The 19,790-nt window shown below is 64.8% G+C and carries 13 protein-coding genes and 1 pseudogene; 8 read left to right on the top strand and 6 right to left on the bottom strand.

The window, feature by feature from the left end:
* Positions 1–17: 17 nt before the first annotated feature.
* The 5 genes from nagA to QP181_RS16955 all read left to right on the top strand — a co-directional run bounded on the left by nagA (position 18) and on the right by QP181_RS16955 (position 8,233).
* Positions 18–1,169, top strand: a complete 1,152-nt coding sequence (gene nagA / locus QP181_RS16975; protein ID WP_333929261.1) for an N-acetylglucosamine-6-phosphate deacetylase — start codon at positions 18–20, stop codon at positions 1,167–1,169.
* Between the two features lie 4 nt (positions 1,170–1,173).
* The gene (locus tag QP181_RS16970) at positions 1,174–2,070 is read left to right on the top strand and encodes a glucose PTS transporter subunit IIA (protein WP_333929260.1); all 897 of its coding nucleotides are present in this window, start codon (positions 1,174–1,176) and stop codon (positions 2,068–2,070) included.
* Entirely contained in the window at positions 2,019–3,761 is a 1,743-nt protein-coding gene (gene ptsP, locus QP181_RS16965) for a phosphoenolpyruvate--protein phosphotransferase (protein ID WP_333929668.1), read from the top strand. Before QP181_RS16970 ends, ptsP begins: the two co-directional genes overlap by 52 nt.
* Complete coding sequence (nagE, locus tag QP181_RS16960; protein WP_333929259.1) at positions 3,758–5,455, top strand: N-acetylglucosamine-specific PTS transporter subunit IIBC; 1,698 nt, start codon at positions 3,758–3,760, stop codon at positions 5,453–5,455. The genes ptsP and nagE overlap by 4 nt, the downstream gene beginning before the upstream one ends.
* Before the next feature lie 213 nt (positions 5,456–5,668).
* Positions 5,669–8,233, top strand: coding sequence for a TonB-dependent receptor (locus QP181_RS16955; protein ID WP_333929258.1), 2,565 nt, complete (start codon positions 5,669–5,671; stop codon positions 8,231–8,233).
* 158 nt (positions 8,234–8,391) lie between these two features.
* Here QP181_RS16955 and QP181_RS16950 read toward each other — a convergent pair whose 3' ends face one another.
* From QP181_RS16950 to QP181_RS16940, 3 genes and pseudogenes are all read right to left on the bottom strand, one after another.
* Positions 8,392–10,827 carry a TonB-dependent receptor domain-containing protein gene (locus QP181_RS16950; protein WP_333929257.1) on the bottom strand — a complete coding sequence of 812 codons (2,436 nt, stop codon included), beginning with the start codon at positions 10,825–10,827 and terminating at the stop codon, positions 8,392–8,394.
* 61 nt (positions 10,828–10,888) lie between these two features.
* Positions 10,889–11,248 (bottom strand): annotated as a pseudogene (locus tag QP181_RS16945) (TonB-dependent receptor); the annotation flags it as partial.
* Between the two features lie 379 nt (positions 11,249–11,627).
* Complete coding sequence (locus QP181_RS16940; RefSeq protein ID WP_333929256.1) at positions 11,628–11,954, bottom strand: hypothetical protein; 327 nt, start codon at positions 11,952–11,954, stop codon at positions 11,628–11,630.
* A 253-nt stretch (positions 11,955–12,207) separates the two neighbouring features.
* Between QP181_RS16940 and bamA the strand changes: the two genes are divergently transcribed.
* The 3 genes from bamA (at position 12,208) to QP181_RS16925 (ending at position 16,189) form a co-directional block, all read left to right on the top strand.
* A complete protein-coding gene (gene bamA / locus QP181_RS16935; protein WP_443027563.1) occupies positions 12,208–14,841 on the top strand; it encodes an outer membrane protein assembly factor BamA in 2,634 nt (877 codons plus the stop codon).
* Positions 14,842–14,975: 134 nt separating this feature from the next.
* Entirely contained in the window at positions 14,976–15,275 is a 300-nt protein-coding gene (locus QP181_RS16930) for a putative quinol monooxygenase (RefSeq protein WP_332755706.1), read from the top strand.
* A gap of 11 nt (positions 15,276–15,286) precedes the next feature.
* The gene (locus QP181_RS16925; RefSeq protein ID WP_333929254.1) at positions 15,287–16,189 is read left to right on the top strand and encodes a Gfo/Idh/MocA family protein; all 903 of its coding nucleotides are present in this window, start codon (positions 15,287–15,289) and stop codon (positions 16,187–16,189) included.
* A 345-nt stretch (positions 16,190–16,534) separates the two neighbouring features.
* Here the strand turns inward: QP181_RS16925 and QP181_RS16920 are convergent, their stop codons facing one another.
* Genes QP181_RS16920 through QP181_RS16910 form a run of 3 tightly spaced genes read right to left on the bottom strand, consistent with a single transcriptional unit; the run spans position 16,535 to position 19,733 of the window.
* Complete coding sequence (locus QP181_RS16920) at positions 16,535–17,254, bottom strand: TadE/TadG family type IV pilus assembly protein (protein ID WP_333929253.1); 720 nt, start codon at positions 17,252–17,254, stop codon at positions 16,535–16,537.
* A complete protein-coding gene (locus QP181_RS16915; RefSeq protein WP_333929252.1) occupies positions 17,251–17,871 on the bottom strand; it encodes a TadE/TadG family type IV pilus assembly protein in 621 nt (206 codons plus the stop codon). Before QP181_RS16915 ends, QP181_RS16920 begins: the two co-directional genes overlap by 4 nt.
* A complete protein-coding gene (locus QP181_RS16910; RefSeq protein ID WP_333929251.1) occupies positions 17,871–19,733 on the bottom strand; it encodes a TadE/TadG family type IV pilus assembly protein in 1,863 nt (620 codons plus the stop codon). The genes QP181_RS16915 and QP181_RS16910 overlap by 1 nt, the downstream gene beginning before the upstream one ends.
* Positions 19,734–19,790: the final 57 nt, after the last annotated feature.

Below are 19,790 nucleotides of genomic sequence, written 5' to 3'. Positions count from 1 at the left end.
GTATGAGTGCGCATGACATGAACGAGTCCCGGTTCCACGTCGTCAACGGCACCGTCGTTACCCGCGACGGACTATTGAACGGCGCGACGATCCGGGTCGTCGGCGACCGGATCGCCTTGATTACCCCGCTCGAGCGGGTCGCGTCCGAGGCGATCGACCTGGACGGTGGCTGGCTCGTCCCCGGCTTCGTCGACACGCAGGTGAATGGCGGCGGCGGCGTGCTGCTCAACGACCAGCCGACCGTCGAAGGCATCGCCGCGATCGGCGCCGCGCATGCGCCGTACGGCACGACCGCGTTCATGCCGACGCTGATCAGCGACACGCCCGACGTGATCGCGGCGACGCTCGACGCGATGGACGCCGCGATTTTGGCTGGCGTTCCCGGCGTGGTCGGTGCGCACATCGAGGGCCCGTGGATCAACCCGTCGCGCAAGGGCATCCACGACCCCGCCAAATTCCGACTGCTCGACGACGCGATGATTGCGCTGCTGATTCGTCCGCGCAAGGGTCGCGTGATGGTGACGCTTGCACCCGAGCTGACCGACGCGGCGTCGATCGCGCGGCTGGTCGCCGGCGGCGTGATCGTCAGCGCAGGCCATACCGATGCGGACTATGAGACGATCATCCATGCGGTCGGCGCGGGTCTCAGCGGGATCACGCATCTGTTCAACGCGATGTCGCCGCTGCTCCACCGCGCGCCGGGCGTGGTCGGCGCCGCGCTCGACGATCGCCACGTCTATTGCGGGCTGATCGCCGACGGTCTCCACGTCCACGACGCGGCGCTCCGGCTCGCGCTCAACGCCCGGCCCAACGACCGGTTGATACTGGTCAGCGACGCGATGCCGTCGGTCGGCGCGGTCGACAAGGATTTCCGCCTGCAAGGGCGCCTGATCCATGTCGAGGATGGCAAGTGCTTCGGCGAGGACGGGACGCTCGCCGGCTCCGATCTCGACATGGCCGGCGCGGTCCGCAATTTCGTCGCGCGGACTCATACCGATGTCGCCACCGCAGCGGCGATGGCGGCGACCAACCCCGCCGCCTTCCTCGGCCTCGCGCACGAACGCGGCGCCCTTGCCCCAGGGCTGCGCGCCGACTGGGTCGCGCTCACCGCCGACCTGATGCCCGCGGGCACATGGATCGGCGGCCAACTGGTCGCAGGCAGGACGTAAAGCCATGAAGCCTATCATCCTGACGTCGCCCCTTCAGGGCTGGGCATCGCCTCTCGAGGCGGTTCCCGACCCGGTCTTCGCCGAACGGATGATGGGCGACGGGATCGCCGTTGACCCGACCGGCGACTGCCTGCACGCGCCGTGCGACGCGGTCGTGCTGAGCGTCCATGCGAGCGGCCACGCGATCACGCTGCGCACGCCCGAGGGCGCCGAGATCCTGATGCATATCGGGCTCGACACGGTGGCGCTTGGTGGGCGCGGGTTCAGCCCTTGCGTGAGGGAGGGCGCGACCGTCCAGCGCGGCGACCCGCTGATCCGCTTCGACCTCGACCTGCTGGTCTGCGAAGCGCGGGCGGTCATCACGCCGGTGATCGTCACCAACCCCGAACGCTTCACGATCGTCCGCCGCGAGACGGACAAGCTGGTCGGTGTCGGCGAGGCGATGATGACGCTCGAACCCCGCGTCGATGCCGCCGACGTGGCCGTGGTCGAAGGCGACACCGTCCGCCGCACGATCGTCGTGCCGCTGGTCCACGGCATTCACGCACGCCCCGCCGCCCGGATCGGCGAAACCGCGCGGAAGTTCGTGTCCGAAGTCAAAATTACAAAGGAAGAGCGCGACGGTAACGTCCGCAGCCCGGTCGCGCTGATGGCGCTTGGCGTAAAGCTCGGCGACGAAATCACGCTCGCCGCCACCGGTCCTGATGCCGCGGAAGCGCTCGCCGCGATCGGCGACCTGATCCTCGGCGGCATGGGCGAAAAGGCCGGATCCGTTGCGGCCCCCGCCGCCCCCGTGTTCCCCCGCGAAGGCGGGGGCCCAGGAATCACAAACGATGGCGCCCTTGGCTACTGGCCCCCGCCTCCGCGGGGGAACAGAAGGTCGCTGCGGGGAAGGTTCTGACCCTCCCAGCCGACGGCCGCCTCCCCGGCGTCACCGCCTCCCCCGGCATCGCGATCGGCCAGGCTGGACTCTTCCGCCTCGCCGAGATCACCGTGACCCGCGAAGGTGCTGACGCAACCACAGAACGCACCGCGCTGGACGCAGCGCTCGCCACCGTCACCACGCGCCTAGCCAGCAAGTCCGCAACCGCCACGGGCGCCGAGCATGCAATCCTTTCCGCGCATACCGCCCTGCTCGACGACCCAACCTTGACCGACGCCGCCCACGCCGCGATCACCCAAGGCGACAGCGCAGCCTACGCGTGGCGCACCGCGATCCGCGCGCAGGCCGACGCACTAAAAGCCACCGGCGACGCCCGCCTCGCCGAGCGCGCCGACGACATGCTCGACCTCGAACGGCAGGTGCTCCGCGCGCTCGCCGGCGAAGACCTCGACGAACGCCTGAGCTTCCCGCTCGGCACGATCCTGCTGGCCGACGACCTGCTCCCCTCGCATCTGCTCGGCCTCGACACCGCGTCGATCGTCGGCTTCTGCGTCGAGCGCGGCGGGCCCACCTCGCACGTCGCGATTCTCGCCGCGACGATGGGGCTCCCAGCCCTCGTCGCCGTGGGCCCAGCCCTCGCCGAGATCACGGCTAACACGCCGCTGATCCTCGACGCCGGCGCAGCGCTGCTCCACGTCGCCCCCGATGCCGAGACGCAGGCAACCGCGCAAACCGCGTTCGACGCGCAGACCGAACGCCGCCGCGCCGCGCTCGCCAACGCCGCGCGCGAATGCCGCACGCAGGACGGCGTCCGCATCGAAGCCTTCGCCAATCTCGGCTCGGCCGACGATGCCGAAGCCGCGGTCCGCAACGGCGCCGAAGGCTGCGGCCTGCTCCGCACCGAATTCCTGTTCCTCGAACGCGACAGCGCGCCCAGCGTCGAGGAACAGACCGCCGATTACCAGCGCATCGCCGACACGCTCGACGGTCGCCCGCTGATCGTCCGCCTGCTCGACATCGGCGGCGACAAGCCCGCGCCCTACCTCCCGATCGCCGCGGAAGAGAACCCCGCACTCGGCCTGCGCGGCATCCGCGTCGGCCTCGCCCACCCCGAAATGCTCGACGCCCAGTTGCGCGCGATCCTCGCGGTCCGCCCGGCGGGCCAGTGCCGGATCATGGTGCCGATGATCGCGAGTCTCGCCGAACTCCGCGCAGTTCGCAAAGCACTCGACGCCGCAGCCGCCGCGACCGGCCACACCGAACACGTCGCGCTCGGCATCATGATCGAGACGCCCGCCGCCGCAGTCACCGCCGACCTGCTTGCCAGCGAAGCCGACTTCCTCTCGATCGGCACCAACGATCTGACGCAATACGCGCTCGCGATGGACCGCGGCAATCCGGCGGTCGCGAGCGACCTCGACGGACTCCACCCCGCGGTGCTGCGCCTGATCGCACGCACCTGCGAAGGCGGCGCGGTCCACGGCAAATGGACCGGCGTATGCGGCGGCCTCGCGTCCGATCCGCTCGCGGTACCGATCCTGATCGGCCTCGGCGTCACCGAATTGTCGTCCGCGCCCGCGCTCGTCCCCGAGATCAAGGCACTGGTCGCGACGCTCACGATCGACGCCTGCCGCGCGCATGCCGCGGCGGCGATGAACTGCATCTCAGCCGCGGACGTGCGAACGCTCGCCCGGAGTTTCCGCCCATGAAGTCGCTGCTCGAAGCCCTCCAGCCGCTCGGCCGCGCGCTCATGCTGCCGATCGCGGTGCTGCCCGTCGCCGGGCTTTTGCTCCGTCTTGGCCAGCCCGACCTGCTCGACATCGCGGTGCTCAGCGCCGCCGGTGACGCGATCTTCTCGCACCTCGGCCTGCTGTTCGCGATCGGCGTTGCCACCGGTTTCGCGCGCGACGGCAACGGCGCCGCGTGTCTCGCGGGCGTGGTCTGCTACCTCGTCACGACGCAGGGCGCACAGGCGCTGATGACCGTCCCCGCCGACGCGTTGAAAGGCCTGACCGGCGACACGATCGTACTCGCCACCGCGGCGTGGAAGGCCAAAGCGATCGCGCGTTTGGACGTTCCGATCGGCATCCTCTCCGGCCTGATCGGCGGCAGTTTCTACAATCGCTTCTCCGCAATCGCGCTCCCTGAATATCTCGCCTTCTTCGGCGGGCGCCGGTTCGTACCGATCGTCAGCGGCGTCGCAGGGCTAGTGCTCGGCATCGTCGTCGGCCTTGGCTTCGGCGCGCTCAGCACCGGCATCGACGGCCTCAGCTACGGGATCAGCGGCGCGGGCGGGTTCGGCCTGTTCGCGTTCGGGCTGCTCAATCGCCTGTTGCTCGTCACCGGGCTGCACCATCTGCTCAACAACATCGTCTGGTTCGTCGCCGGCGATTACCAGGGCACCACGGGCGATCTCCGCCGCTTCTTCGCGGGCGATCCGACCGCGGGCGCGTTCATGGCCGGGTTCTTCCCGGTAATGATGTTCGGCCTGCCCGCCGCGTGCCTCGCAATGTATCATTCGGCGCTGCCCGAGCGCCGCAAAGCGGTCGGCGGCATGCTGCTCAGCCTCGCGCTCACGTCCGCACTGACCGGCGTGACCGAGCCGATCGAGTTCAGCTTCATGTTCCTCGCGCCCGTGCTCTACGCGATCCACGCGGTGCTGACCGGCGTGTCGATGGCGCTGATGGATGCGCTCGGCGTCAAATTGGGCTTCGGCTTCTCCGCCGGGCTGTTCGATTACGTGCTGAACTACGGCAAGGCGACCAAGCCGCTGCTGCTGCTGCCGGTCGGCCTCGCCTATGCCGCGATCTACTACGTGCTGTTCCGCACCGTCATCAAACGCCTCGACTTGCCCACCCCCGGCCGCGAGCGCGATGCACCCGTCGCCGCGGCAACCGTCGCCAAGAGCAAACGCGGCGCCGCCTTCGCCGAAGCCCTAGGCGGCGCGGCCAACCTCACCAGCGTCGGCGCGTGCACGACCCGCCTGCGCCTGATCGTCGCGGACCAAAGCGCGGTCGATGAAGCCCGTCTCAAGGCCCTCGGCGCCCGTGGCCTGATCCGTCCATCGGCCAATGCACTCCAGATCGTGCTCGGCCCGATCGCCGATTCGGTCGCGGTCGAGATCCGCGATGCCATCGCAGCAGGTGGTACGGCACCGGCAGCGATCGCCCCCGCCGCCAAGGTCGCCGACATCCGCTTGACCCCGGCGACGCTCGCAGCGCTCGGAGGTGCGGACAATGTCGAGGCGGCGACGCAGCACGGCACGCGCCTGCGCATTCGCCTCAAGGACGCCGACCGCGCTTCGGTTCCGGCGCTCGAGGCCCTCGGCGTTCACGCGATCGCCCGCCCCGCTCCCGGACTGCTGCATCTGCTGACGACCCCGCACGCGACGGTCGTTGCATGATACATCCGTAGCAAAGTCCGACGACATCAAAGCACCACTGCAAGATATGTGACACGTTCGGACATATACCGGGATATCGCTACAACAGCACGCCGCGAAAACATCGGCGCCCGCCAATAGACCCTATACTGTCATCTTCGCTCCATATCGGATCGATCGCACTGCGACCGCAATCATCGCATCGCAGCTCGATCGATCTTTAAAGGGGTTTAGATGCGTAAGACTTTATTCTGCAACGCGGCACTCGCGACGCTGGTCCTGCCGGCGATGGCGCAGGCGCAGTCGACCGGCACGGTGGATGCGGAATCGGACATCGTCGTCAGCGGATCGCGGGCCAAGCCGGACGTCAACGGCATCCAGACGCCCGATACACCAAAGGCGAAGGCGGTCCTGACTCAGGAACTGATCGAGCGTCGCACGCCCGGCCAGACGATCCTCGACACGATCAACCTGGTGCCCGGCGTCAACTTCACCAACAGCGATCCCTATGGCGGCTCGGGTGGCCAGCTGCGGATCCGCGGGTTCGACGGCAACCGCATCTCGCTGACGTTCGACGGTATTCCGCTCAACGATTCGGGCAATTACGCGATCTATTCGAACCAGCAGCTCGATCCCGAGCTGATCGAGCAGGTCAACGTCAATTTCGGCGCGACCGACGTCGATTCACCGACCGCCAGCGCGTCGGGCGGCACGGTCAATTACCGGTCGGTGATGCCGAAGGACAAGCTGGGTGCGACCGTCGCCTACTCGCACGGCACCAACGACATGAACCGCGTCTTCGCCAAGATCGATACCGGCGTGTTCACCTCGTTCGGGACCAAGGCCTGGGTGTCCGCCAGCGAGCAACGCTACGACCAGTTCCGCGGCTCGGGCGAGATCAACCGGCAGCAATATAATGCCAAGCTGTACCAGCCGATCGGCAGCAAGGGCGACTTCATCGCGTTCGGCGCAAACTACAACCAGAACCGCAACAGCTCGTACAGCAACCCGACGCTGGCCAACATCCGCACCACGCTTGGCACGACGGTCGTGCCGACGACCGGGGTCAGCGCCGCGACGCCGTACACGCTCGACCTGAACAATGCGCAGTACGACACGGTGTTCGACGACAAGACCAATGCGTATCTCTACGACGCCAGCTGTTCGCTGCCCGCGGCGAGCGGCGTCAACGGCACCAGCCAGAACGACCGGTCGTCGTGCGGGAATGCTGCGTCGACGGCGATCAACCCATCGAATACCGGCAATTTCCGGGTCAACTCGCGCTATACGCTGACCGACAAGCTCGTCTTCACGTTCGACGGTGCGTACAGCTTCACGCGCGCCAATGGCGGCGGGTCGGCGGTGTTTGCCGAGAGCAATGCGAACGCGACCAATGCCGCGGGCACGGCGGCGGCGACCAGCGTCTACACCTATCAGCTCCAGCGATTGGGTGCAGGGACCGCGGCGGGCGTCGACATCAACGGCGATGGCGACACGCTCGACTATGTCCGTGCGTATTTTCCGTCGAACACTCGCACGCAGCGCTTCACCGCGATCGCCGGGCTGCGCTATGACATCGACGCCGACAACGCGGTCCGCTTCGCCTATACATGGGACCGCGCCCGCCACCGACAGACCGGCGAGGCCAGCCTGCTCGATGCAAACGGCAATCCGTACGATGTGTTCAGCGCGCTCGACGGCGAAGGCAGTTCGGCGATCCTCGATGCCGCCGGCAACGTCGTCAACAAGCGCAACCGCCTGTCCTACGCGATCCTCCACCAGGTTTCGGGCGAGTATCGCGGGTCGTATTTCGGCGATTCGCTGAAGCTGACGCTGGGCCTGCGCGCACCGTTCTTCCGCCGCAACCTCACCAATTATTGCTACACGATCCCGGGCAATTCGAGCGACGGCTATTGCACGTCGCAAACCGCCGAGCAGGTTGCCGCCAATGCGACCACGGCCACGTACGGCGCGCCCTACAAGAACCGCATCAAGTCGTACAACGCGGTGCTGCCGAACGTCGGCATGACCTATGCCTTCACCCCGAATGCTAGCATCTTCGCCAGCTATGCCAAGGGCTTCTCGGCACCGCGCACCGACAATCTGTACGCGTTCGACGACGTCAAGATCTCGCCCGTCGCGGAGGTGAAGCCCGAAAAGACCGACTCGTTCGATCTCGGGCTGCGCTATTCGTCGCGGCTGATCCAGGCGCAGCTGGCGGGCTGGTACATCCATTACGACAACCGCATCATCTCGACGCTGACCACGCTCGAGGGCGGTGGCACGCTGACCACCGATCGCAACGTCGGCACGGTCAAGAGCAAGGGCGTTGATGCGAGCCTCGGCATTACCCCGATCCGCAACATCTCGCTCTATGGGTTCGCCTCGTACATTGATGCGAAGCTTCAGGACGATGCGGTCGACCCGACCACTGGCGCAATCACCGCGGCGACCGCGGGCAAGTTCGTCGTCGAGACGCCCAAATGGCAATATGGCGGCCGCGTCCAGGCATCGTTCGACCCGGTGTCGATCGGCGCACAGGTCAAGCATGTCGGCCAGCGTTACGTCACCGACGTCAACGACCTGATCGCCGCGGGCTACACCACGGTCGACCTCGACGCGCGGTTCGATCTGGCGTTTGCCGGGCTCGACAAGACGTTCTTCCAGCTGAACGTCTCGAACCTGTTCAACGAACGCTATTTCGGCAATCTGAGCACGGGCACCTCGTCGGCGAGCACCACGCGCTACACCTTCGGCGCGCCGCGCACCGTGATCGGTTCGGTCCACTTCGAGTTCTGACCACTATCGCCCCGTCGTCCTGCTGGATGACGGGGCGGCCTTCGCACCGGGTCGCCGAACAGGCGGCGCATGAAAAAGGGCGGGGTGGTAACCACCCCGCCCTTTTTCATGCCTATCAGCGCTGCCCCTCCCCTTGCGGGGGAGAGGGACAGGGTCTCCTAGAACTTGACGTTCGTGCTGACGAAGAACGCCCGGCCGTACGGGTCGTAGGTCGACGGGTAGGTGTTCGCCTGCTGTTGGTTGTCACCCATGATCGGCGGCTGCTTGTTGAAGATGTTGTTGACGCCGACCGACCAGGTGAAGCCCGGCTTGATGTCGAACGCCGCGGTCAGGTCGAAATAGTGATACGCCTTGATCCGCTCGACCGCATAGATCGTGCCGCTGTCGTCGTCCTTTACCGGCGACAGATAGCGATAGAGCACCGACACGGTCACCGGACCGGTCGAATAGGTTGTCCGCCCCGACAGCCGCCACTTTGCATAGGGATTGCCGCAAGTCTGGCCGAACTTGCCTGCGCAGTTGATCGTCAGATCGGGAATGGCGGCGAGCGGATTGTAGTTGAACGCGATCAACCGCGTCCCGCTGAGCCGGAAGTCGAGCTTGCTCGTATCAGCCCCGAACGCACCGAAGCCGAGCGGCAGGCCGTAGCGTGCCTCGAAATCGACGCCGCGGGTGGTCACGCCGCCGGTATTGGCCAGCGTGTTGACCGCATCGGTGATCGCATAGCTGTTGGAATCGCGCGGTAGCGACGCACAATAGCTGGCGTTGTACGGCGTATAGCCATTGTCCGCATCGCCGTAGCAGGCACGGATCAGGTTCGTGGTGCCGACCGTCGAGATGTAGTTGGCGATCTTGATCTTGTAGTAATCCACCGTGAGCGAGAAGCGCGGCAGGAAGCGCGGCTGCAACACGATGCCGCCCGTATAGGTATCGGAGGTTTCCTCGCGCAGCGCGGGGTTGCCGCCGTTGACCGTCTGGATCTGCGTGCTGCCGCCGTCATAGGCGGTACCGATCAGCGAGGCCGGGACACCCGTCGAAAGGCAGCTGGCGTTGAGGTTGGTGTTCGTCACCGCGACCGCGGTCGTGCACGGATCGGTTGCCGCCGGGAAATCCTGCGACGACCCGCTGTAGAGATCGGACACGGTCGGTGCCCGGACGGCGCGCGAATACTGGCCGCGCAGCGAGAGGTCGTCGATCAGCGACCACACCACGCCACCCGAATAGGTGTTCACCGACTTCGCCGCGGTCGAATAATAGGAATAGCGGTACGCGCCGTTCACCTCGAGCTTCTTGATCAGCGGGATGTTCGCCAGCAGCGGCACCGCGACTTCGGTATAGGCTTCCTTGACGTCATAGCCGCCGCTCAGGCCTTCGCCTGCGTTGAAGCCGACGACGTCGCCCGACGACAGCGCGAAGTCGGGATTGTAGCTGCCGTGCTCACGGCGATATTCGGTGCCGAACACGATACCGACGGGGCCTGCGCCCAGATCGAACAGGTTGCGGTTCGAGATCGACGCGCTGGCGACCTGCTCGCTGATCGTGCTGGTGTTCTGCGCCGGGATGGTGATGAAATCGGCGGCGGCCGCACTGATGTTGCCCGTGCCGAAGATGTTGAGCGGTACGCACCCGTTGCTGGTATCCGAGCAGACCAGATTGCCGCTGGCATCATAGGTCGTGCGCAGCGCCTGCAGCACGCGGCTGCGCGAGACGTTGCCCGACTGGGTCTCGGTCGATTTGGTGCGCGAGTAGCTGTAATAGGCGTCGTAGTTCCAGCCGCCGCCGATATCACCATTGGCGCCGAGCACCGCGCGATAGGCGGTGTTGTCGAGGTTCGACACACGCGAGCCTACTTCGGTGAGACGACGGTAGATCGTCGAGGTGACATAGCCGTCGCCGTCGGTGTCGAGACCGCGAAGGAGCGACTGCGAGCCGGCCGACAGGAACGACGAGTCCACGTCGAGCGCGACCGATCCGGTGAACGGCGTCGGCGCGAGCTGGTTCTTCACGCGGTTGTTGATGAACTGGCCCTCGGCATACACGTTCAGCGCCGGGCTGACCTCGTAATGCGTCTGCGCGCTCATCAGGAACCGCTCCTGCGGGACCTGGAGATAGTTTGCGGGGGCATAGTTATACGCGTCGGTCGATGCGTTGTACGGCGTGTAGCTGCCGTCGGTCTCGAACTTGCGGTTGACGCCGCCGAGCGCGAAGCGCGTGCCTTCGATCGACCCCGAGCCGCCCGCGATCAGGTTGCCGTCGCCGTCGTCGACCAGCGCCTGCTTCGAATAGTCGCGCGCCGACTGGAGGATGCCGTTGCGCTTGGTGTAATCGAAATAGATCGTCGCGTTGCCGCGGCCATCTTCGAAATTGCCGCCGAGCAGCAGGTTGCCGTTGAAGGTGCCGCCGTCGCCCGCCTCGTTGATGCGGTAGTTCGCATTGGCCTGAACGCCGCTGAAGTCCTTCTTCATCACGAAGTTGACGACGCCCGAGATCGCATCCGACCCGTAGACCGCCGAGCGGCCGCCGGTGACGATGTCGACCCGCTCGATCAGCGCCGCCGGGATGGTGTTCAGATCGACGACCTGGTTCAGAATCATACGCGACGTACCGGCGATTGTTGACGAGCACGAGCGTACGCGTCGAACCGAGCCCGCGCAGATCCGCGGTCGCGACGCCGCCGCCTGGGTTGTTCGAGGCGCCAGTCGTGCTGGGGATCAACTGCGGCAGGTCCTTGAGGACGCTCTCGACGTTGATCTGGCCCGACAGCGCGATCTCCTTGGCGCTGACGACGGAAATCGGCGAGGCCTGCTTCAGGCTGTCGCCACCGAGGCGCGAACCGGTCACGACGATCGTGTCGCCGTCCGCAGGCTCCGCCTGACCGGCGGCAGGTGTGACGGCAGCGGGGGCAGCGGGGGCAGGATCGGCGGGCAGAGGCTCTGCAGTCTGGGCCCAGGCCGGACCGGCGATACCCAACAGGAGAGAGGACGCCAAAAGGCGTGCGCGGAAATCGAGACGCATGAATATACTCCCTGAACCGCGATCCTTGACCGCCGCGGCAGATGTTGTGGGGTACGGATAAGGTCCGCCACTCAGGTTTGCGGTGCGATCTCCCGCTCGACAAGCGGTGTTCCGGTGCTCTCCTCATTACGCCGCAAGGTGTCGTCTTGCGAACACGGTTCTATTCATCGCCTTTCATAAAACTGTCATACCGTGACGGTTGTTACAGGCTCGTAACGCAGCGCGGGTCCCGCAATACTCTTTGCAAAGACGATACGCCGGACCCGGACGCCCGGCATGGTCGGCGCGCTCCAGACGACGCGCTTCGCAGCCGCCCTGCCGGAGCGCACGATGTCGTCGAACCGGACGGTCCGGTGGATCGAGGGATACCCAGCCGCGCTCACTGGAACGTCGCCCCGGCGACGATCGCCTTGGACGGGCTCAGCCCCTGCTGTTCGAGAAACTGGTTGAGCCCCGCGACCAGATCCTGGGCGGCGCTGCTGGTCAGCGCGATCCGGCCGACGACGACGCGGTCGACGCTCGGCGGCTGGCGCGTATGGTCGCAGCGTGCACTCTCCAGCGTCAGCACGATCACACCGCTCAGGTTCGCCAACCCGGCGAACCCGGTCGCAAAGATCTCGGGCGCAAAGGGATTGTCGACGAGCGGCGGCGAGGCGGCGGGGCGGATGGGTTCGGGTGCCGGGACACCCTTGATGGCAACGCGCATGATCGGCCTTTCTTCAGACAGGCGCAGCATTGGCCTGCACCGCGGTCGCTACCGATCACGAATGTCCTGGAAATGTCCCCGCCAGCGATCCGTGACACGACTGAGACATATCACCCCAGGCGCCCGGCGAGCGTCCCGGGTCCCAGGTCCACCCCAGGCGATATGTTGCACGGCTGCGAACTTGCGACATATCGGAACATTCCGGGGAAACATGCCCCCCATAGCGCCGCGGTTCACTCCCGGAGACGCAGGCATGATGTTCGATTTAGGCGCCGGTTCCCTGGCTTTGGCCATGGCTGGAACGATGACGACGCCGGTCGCACCCGCGCAGTCTGCCCCGCAGACCGCCGTACCGACTGTCGCACCGACTGCCGTACCGAACCAGATGACGCCCGCGCCTGCGCCCGTCGGCCGCATCATCAAGACCCTGCGCGTCGAAGGATCGCAGCGGATCGAGCCGGAAACCGTCCTGAGCTATACCAAGCTGCGCGTCGGCAAGCCCTATACCGCCGAGACGCTCGACCAGGCGCTGAAGGACCTGCAGGCCAGCGACCTGTTCGCCGATTACTCGATCGCCGGCGTCGCCGACGGCAACATCGTGTTGCGCGTGCGCGAGAACCCGATCGTCAACCGCATCCTGATCGAGGGCAACAAGGCGCTGAAGAGCGACAAGATCACCAAGGAGATCAAGCTGGCGCCGCGCCAGATCTTCACCCGTACCGCGGTCCGCCAGGATATCGCGCGGATCCTCGAACTCTATCGCCGCCAGGGCCGGTTCGCGGCGGTGATCGACCCGAAGATGGTCAATCTTGACCAGAACCGCGTCGACGTCGTGTTCGTGGTCAGCGAAGGCCCGAAGTCGAAGGTCCGTCAGATCAACATCCTGGGCAACGCGGTGTTCTCCGAGGCGCAGATCCGCGCGCAGATGGCGACCAAGCAGGCGCGTTTCAGCCGTTTGCTGTCGTCGGCGACCAGCTACGACCAGGATCGCCTCAGCTACGACCAGCAGAAGCTCCGCCAATTCTATCTGACGCAAGGCTATGCCGATTTCCGCGTGACCTCCGCGGTGGCCGAACTCACTCCGGACAAGAGGGACTTCATCATCACGTACGTGGTCGAGGAGGGGAAACGCTACAAATTCGGCGACGTCAGCGTGGACAGCCAAATCCGCGACTTCGACAGCAAGAAGCTGGCCGCCACGCTGCCGCTCAAGAAAGGCGACTGGTACAATGCCAAGCTCGTCGAGGATTCGGTCGACAATCTGAGCCAGACCGCAGGCCTGTTCGGCTACGCCTTTTCCGAAGTGAATCCGGAGTTCCAGAAGGACGCCGACACGCTGACGATGGGGATCAACTTCAACATCGCCGAAGCCAAGCGCACCTATGTCGAGCGCGTCGAGATCAACGGCAACACGCAGACCAAGGACAAGGTCGTCCGCCGCGAGATCCGCCTCGCGGAGGGTGACGCGTTCAACAGCTTCCAGGTGAAACGCTCGGAGGACCGGATCAATTCGCTCGGCTATTTCCAGGACAAGATGACGATCAAGCAGCTGCCGGGCTCTGCGCCCGACCGCGTCATCCTGGAAACCAACCTCGAGGAGAAATCGAGCGGCGAGCTGCAACTGTCAGCCGGCTATTCGAGCCTCGAAAGCTTCATCGCCTCGGCCAGCATCACGCAGCGCAACTTCCGCGGCATGGGCCAGGAACTGCGCGCGAACGCCAGCCTGTCGAGCTACTCGAAATCGGTCAGCCTGGGCTTCACCGAGCCGTATATGTTCGACACCAACGTGGCGCTCGGCGGCGACATCTTCCGCCGCGACTACAGCTCGTACAGCACCACCGGCGACAGCAACGACACCACTTACGAACAGGTCTCGACCGGCTTCCAGATCCGCGCCGCGGTGCCGCTGACCGAATATTGGTCGGCCACCGCACGCTATGGGCTGTCCTACGACCAGGTCACGCTCGACGAGGACACCTATTACACCAACGGCGTCTGCGATCCCGGGATCGCCGGCACGTATTTGTGCGATGCGGTCGGCAATCGCTGGACCTCGTCGATCGGCTATTCGCTGGTGTTCGACAACACCAACAGCCGCCTGCGCCCTACCAAGGGCAGCAAGTTCAGCGTCAGCCAGGACTTCGCCGGGCTCGGTGGCGACACCAAATACATCCGCAGCACCGCCAACTACACCAAGTACATGAACCTCGGGTCGAGCTTCATCCTGTCGGCGCATGCCGAGGGCGGCTATATCAAGGGACTGGGGCAGGACGTCCGGCTGACCGACCGCTTCTATCTCGGCGACCCGCAGATGCGCGGCTTCGACATCCGCGGCGTCGGCCCGCGCGTGACGCGGACCTATTACGACACCTCGACCGTCCCCGCGACGCTGTCGAGCACCAACAGTTCGAACACGCAGACCGCGCTCGGCGGCACCGCCTATTATCAGGCGCGACTGGAGCTCGAACTGCCGCTCGGCGCCGGCGTGCGCGAACTGGGCCTGCGTCCGTCGATCTACATGGACGTCGGCGCGGTGTTCGGCGGCAAGACCCCGACGCTCACCGACACCTGCGCGACCGCCAACGCGACGTCGGTCGCGTGCGTTGCCGGCACCCGCCAATATACCAACACGGCGGGCGACCTTCTGTATCTCGATTCGGCCGGCGCCAGCACCACGACGAACACCGGCACGCCCTACACCTATTCGCTCGGCACCTATAAGGAGACCTATTCGGGCAACACCGCCAGCCCGCGCCTGTCGGTCGGCGTCGGCGTCAACTGGACCTCGCCGTTCGGCCCGTTGCGGATCGATCTGGCCAAGGCGCTCCTCAAGGCGCCCGGCGACGACAGCAAGCTGATCACCTTGAACGTCGGCGGGCAGTTCTAACGGGCATCGATCGTCCCCCGCCACGCGGAGGATCGGCAGGTCGCCAGACGTGAAGTCGGCCTGCCGGAATCACGGCGCTTGCCGCGCTCTCCCGATCCCGCCAGAACGCGGGCAAACTCAAAGAGGATGCCGCCATGTCCGTGAAGATCATCGCCTTCGTCACCGTGAAGCCCGGCAGCGAGGATGCGTTCGTCGAAGCCGCCCGCGTTTGCGTCGCCGCGTCGCGCGCCGAGCCGGGCGTGCTGCACTACGACCTGTGGCGCGAAGCGGATGGCGAACGCCGCTACGTCTTCAACGAGCTCTACGCCGACGACACCGCGGTCCAGCACCACATGGCGTCCGATCATTTCAAGGCGTTCGGCCTCGCCGCGCGCGATCTCGCCGCCGCGCGCCCGGTGATCATCCAGACGCACGCCGTCGACGTCGTCGCCTGAGCGAGCGGACGATGCGCGTCGTGATGGCGGGGCTCGGCGACATCGCGCGCAAAGCCTATCTCCCGGTGTTGGCCGCGATGCCGGGGATCGAGCTCCACCTCGCCACGCGCAACCGCGATGTGCTCGCCGCACTCGGCGCGACCTACCGGATCGCGCATCGCCACGACAGCCTCGACGCGGCGCTGTCCGCGACGCGCTTCGATGCCGCGTTCGTCCATTCGGCGACGCCCGCGCACCCCGCGATGGTTGAGACGCTGCTTGCCCACGGTGCCGCGGTGCTGGTCGACAAGCCGCTCGCGGATACGTTCGACGCGGCCGCACGGCTGGTCGATCTCGCGCACCGCCAGGGCCGCCTGCTCGCCATCGGGTTCAACCGCCGCTTCGCCCCCGATTATGCCGCGCTGCGCAGCGAACCCCGCGCGTTCATGCTGATGCAGAAGCACCGCCACGCGCAGCCCGAAACCCCGCGCCGAGTCGTGTTCGACGACTTTATCCACATCGCCGACACGCTGCGCTTCCTCGCCCCCGGCCCGATCGAGCGGACGCAGATCGAGACGATCGTCCGCGACGGTCTGCTGAGCGGCGTCACGCTGACGCTCGCCGGCGATGGCCATCACGCGATCGGCACGATGCAGCGCGACTCCGGGCTCGACGAGGAGCGGCTCGACATCATCGGTGCCGACCGCCGCCGGTCGGTCCTCAACCTGTCCGAGACCCGCGACCAGAACGGCACCGACACGCACGCCCGTCGCGGCGACTGGACCCCGGTCACCCGCCAGCGCGGCTTCGAAGCGATGTGCACCAACTTCCTCGCCGGCGTCCGCGAAGCCCGTCCCACCGCCGCCGAAGACATCCTCGCCACCCACCGTCTCTGCGAAGACATCGTCCGCCATGCGGAAGCGGGCAAGCAATAGAGTCAGCCGGTCTTCCACGGGCTGTCCGGGTCGGAGAGGTTCGCGGACGAGCCGGCTTTGGGGCTGAAAGCGCGGCTTACTGAATTCCTAGATCAGGAACGACCTCGCCCTAGACAGACGAGCAACCAAACCGCGGCGATATTGATTCCAGCCGCTCCGAGCGCGATCCACAGCAAACTAAGGTTCCGCTCGTGGTCTGTAGGGCAGCTAACCACGCCGCCAGGGAGGCAATCGCCGACAACGGGACCAAGCATGGTCGAAAATGCACCTTATCCACGATGCCCCTCATAATAACCATCTACCATCTTGTAGTGAATTACAGGCCCTACCCCTCACTAGCTAGGGTCACTCGGTATACAGGTTGCAGGTCGACGGCGTAGAGGTCGGCGTAGGATACATTTGAGAATAATCTCGCCGGTCGCGCACCACAAACGACGCGATATAGTGGATCGTCCGCGGCGGCGCGAGCCATGCACCGAACAGCGGCTTCGTCCGATAGTTTACCTCGACATACATCACCCCTGCGCCGCCAGGTGCCATGATCGGGGTCGAGCCGTTGTCGCTGATACCCAGCGGGATGTCGTAACCCTTCTCAGTCACCTTATCCGTACTGCCGGCCGTCGTCGCCACGTTGGCTTTAAACTGACTGTCGAAACCCGTGCCGCTTTGAGCGCCGATACACCGCTGCCAGTGGATGCGCTGTACCGGTTGCGTGTCATAACTTTGCGCGACGTTTTCCAGGCTCGACAGCGTGATCCGCCCGTTCGCCGTCAGACTGATACCTGCACCCTGGTACCGCGCCGCTTGGAGGATATCGTTCACATCAACTTCGCGAAGCTGCTGCGTCGCCAGGTTGCTGTAAGCCCCGACACGAGAAGCGTTATCGGCGAGGTTCAACGCGATCTGGCTGACCCGCATGTGGACAATCGCCAGGTTCGCTAATTCGACGCCGTAGCATCCGACCAACAGCACGATTGGCGCAGAAAGGGCGAACTCGATGAGCGCCAAGCCGGCTCGGTCGCGATAGAAGCCGAGAGCGAACCTGCGAAAATTGCCCTTGATCATGTGCATATCGTTGCGTTGGCGGAGACTGTCTGACCGGCGTAAGGCTGGTTCTTTAGCAGCGTGGTCGCTGCGATTGTCTGCATCGGCGACAATTTCATCAGCCCGGCCACTGGGAACAGACGCGGATAGGTGATCGTCATGGTGTATACCGTCACTGCGCTCGCCCCGCCTTGGCCGTTCAGGCCTGGGTCGGTATCCCACGCGCCGTTGCCGTTTACGTCCGTGTAACATTCGCCGGGATCGCGAACTCCGTTGCTGTTCGCGTCAGTAAACGGCTCGGGAGCGATTTCGCTGAAAGTGTCGTAGCTCTTGCGGGTTGAACACCACGTTCCGGTCGATCCCGAGGGCGCGCAATTATTGGTAAGATTTTTGATCAATGGCGTCATCAGCGTGATGACCTGTCCGTCGATGGTAGCGGCGTTGCTGGCGCCGCCTTCGAGCGCCGAATCGCGTGCCGCTTTCTGAATGGAACCATTGAGGATAGACTGCGCATAGGCCTGGTACAGCAGATCGCCCAGCCCCATCATTATCAACAGCATGACCGGGCAAACCAGAGCGAACTCGATCAGCGTCGCGCCGCGCCGATCTTTCGCCAGCCTCCTGCGGAGGAGCACCATCACTTCGTGATCCGCAGCATAGCAAGGTGCTGAGCAATCGACGTAAACGCTGCCGAGAGGCCGTTGCCGCTGGTGGTAAAGAGCGCCTGGTTCGTCGTCGTCGCGCAGGTCTGCAACGGCGTCGATGTACTGGACGCGATCGCGACCGTCCACACATCGACGTTGCGCGCCTTGGCGGCCGCACACGCGGCAAGGAAGCGGGCGTTATGATAGCTCGTCAGTTTGCTGGTGTCGCCGTTGGCAACCCGCTTGTCATAATCCTCATAGCCGTACATCGAATAGGAATTGCTGTTCGGAGACATTACGCCGTCGGTAAGGAACACGATCACCCGGTTTGGCGGGTTGCGACCAGCCCATGTGGCGGTATCGTTCGCCCAAGCGCCGGTGGGTGAAATCAGGCGACTGCCCCAGATCATGCCCGTATCGTGGTAAGTGCCGCCCTGCGGCACGAAATCGGTCGCATACAGGTAATTGTAGATGTCGCTTCGCGCCATCACGCCAAGCCTCTTTACCGGCTTGCCACAGGCAGAATAGCCGCTCTGCATCATTGTAGTAGAACCCAAGCTTGGACGGTTGTTGTTGTCGTCACCATTGGTGTAATCGGTGGCGGCAGTGCGCCAATATTCGATATCCTGCATATGCGGCCACCACCGCTTTGCCCCGCTCGGCTTCGCGTCGGGGTCAAGGTCGGAAGGCAGACTGTTTGTTGCGAAAACGGTCTGCCCGGGGTTTTCAACCGGTGTTTCGACGCATCCGAGCCACTGCGTTTTAGAACCGTCAACTGCGGTGGGATCGGTCATCGACGATGCGCCGTTGACCAAGGAACTCACATCCCATTGCAGTTGTTTATACTCCCATCGCGGGCCAAGCGTGTCCACCCTTAGGACACAATAGCTGCTCGAGAAGAAACCGCCCGTAGTCTTCCAGTAATAGTATGTGCTCGTCGCGGATCCCGACGAATTGTATGTCAAGGGGGTGGAGGGATTACGTACAGGTGTCCCCTTACAGGCTGCTTCGGATCTATTATTAGAGGTGCTGTCGGATGTCGAAGATACGTAGTCGGCAACAACACGTCGCGACTGGTAATAGGGCTGGTCCGACGATCCACCCGAACCAACAAGATAGCTGGGCGAGACGTCCAAGATCGCTTGTCCAGGATTCACGACCGAACTGTACGAGACAAAGCCGTAGCGGACGTTCGTAGCGGGATCTGCATTAGCCGCGAACGCATCGTAGAAGCTCAGTACTGCTTTACGAAGCGCTTCAATGCGCGACACGTTGCCCCCGTTAGATAAGAGCTCATTTACGGCATAGCCCTTGCTGCCGGCATAGCCCGGCACGCCGCCGCTTGTCGGGCGCGTATAGGAATATGTGCCGGTCCCGCAGGTGTCGGGGCCGCCCGGCAGGCACGCCATTGAGCCCGTCGTATCCAGCACAAACATGACATCGGTATCGGCAACGTCGTACCGGGCCTGACAATTTACCGCGATCGCTTTGTCGGGCATGTTGAAGATCTTCATCAATGTCATAGGCACCGTGGTCGAGGCGGTACCGGCGACCTGGCTATCGCTGGTCTTGGTCGGCGTGAAGGCAACGTCCGTGCTTCCCATCCAGCCGGTCTTAAAGTTGTTGGAAAAGAAATTTTGCGCTTGCGTCACGGCAGCCGGATCGAGCGTGCTGTTGGTGCTCGTCATGAACTTGCGGCCCGCAAGGACCCCTGCATCACACGCTTGCTGAAGGCGCGCTTTGACGACGTAGAGACGCGCGACGTCTACCGCAGATCCGGCCAGTCCCAGCAGCGGAATGAGGAACGCGGCCATCATCGCCAGCGTGTTGCCGCGCCGGTCGCGGACAAGGCGCATGAGGAAGCCCGCGCGCGCGGTTGTCGCCAGACGTTGTCATGAAAAATCCACAAGCTC

Source organism: Sphingomonas sp. LR55 (genome assembly GCF_036856015.1).
Classification (GTDB): Bacteria; Pseudomonadota; Alphaproteobacteria; order Sphingomonadales; family Sphingomonadaceae; genus Sphingomonas.
This window is presented reverse-complemented; position numbering and strand designations above follow the sequence as displayed.

Excerpts from the sequence above, each read along its gene's own strand:
- QP181_RS16925 (WP_333929254.1), top strand. The coding sequence starts at position 15,287 with ATGCGCGTCGTGATGGCGGGGCTCGGCGACATCGCGCGCAAAGCCTAT.
- QP181_RS16970 (WP_333929260.1), top strand. The coding sequence starts at position 1,174 with ATGAAGCCTATCATCCTGACGTCGCCCCTTCAGGGCTGGGCATCGCCT.
- bamA (WP_443027563.1), top strand. The coding sequence starts at position 12,208 with ATGATGTTCGATTTAGGCGCCGGTTCCCTGGCTTTGGCCATGGCTGGA.
- QP181_RS16950 (WP_333929257.1), bottom strand. The coding sequence starts at position 10,827 with ATGATTCTGAACCAGGTCGTCGATCTGAACACCATCCCGGCGGCGCTG.
- QP181_RS16940 (WP_333929256.1), bottom strand. The coding sequence starts at position 11,954 with ATGCGCGTTGCCATCAAGGGTGTCCCGGCACCCGAACCCATCCGCCCC.
- nagE (WP_333929259.1), top strand. The coding sequence starts at position 3,758 with ATGAAGTCGCTGCTCGAAGCCCTCCAGCCGCTCGGCCGCGCGCTCATG.
- QP181_RS16920 (WP_333929253.1), bottom strand. The coding sequence starts at position 17,254 with ATGATCAAGGGCAATTTTCGCAGGTTCGCTCTCGGCTTCTATCGCGAC.
- QP181_RS16910 (WP_333929251.1), bottom strand. The coding sequence starts at position 19,733 with ATGCGCCTTGTCCGCGACCGGCGCGGCAACACGCTGGCGATGATGGCC.
- QP181_RS16915 (WP_333929252.1), bottom strand. The coding sequence starts at position 17,871 with ATGGTGCTCCTCCGCAGGAGGCTGGCGAAAGATCGGCGCGGCGCGACG.
- QP181_RS16955 (WP_333929258.1), top strand. The coding sequence starts at position 5,669 with ATGCGTAAGACTTTATTCTGCAACGCGGCACTCGCGACGCTGGTCCTG.
- nagA (WP_333929261.1), top strand. The coding sequence starts at position 18 with ATGAACGAGTCCCGGTTCCACGTCGTCAACGGCACCGTCGTTACCCGC.
- QP181_RS16930 (WP_332755706.1), top strand. The coding sequence starts at position 14,976 with ATGTCCGTGAAGATCATCGCCTTCGTCACCGTGAAGCCCGGCAGCGAG.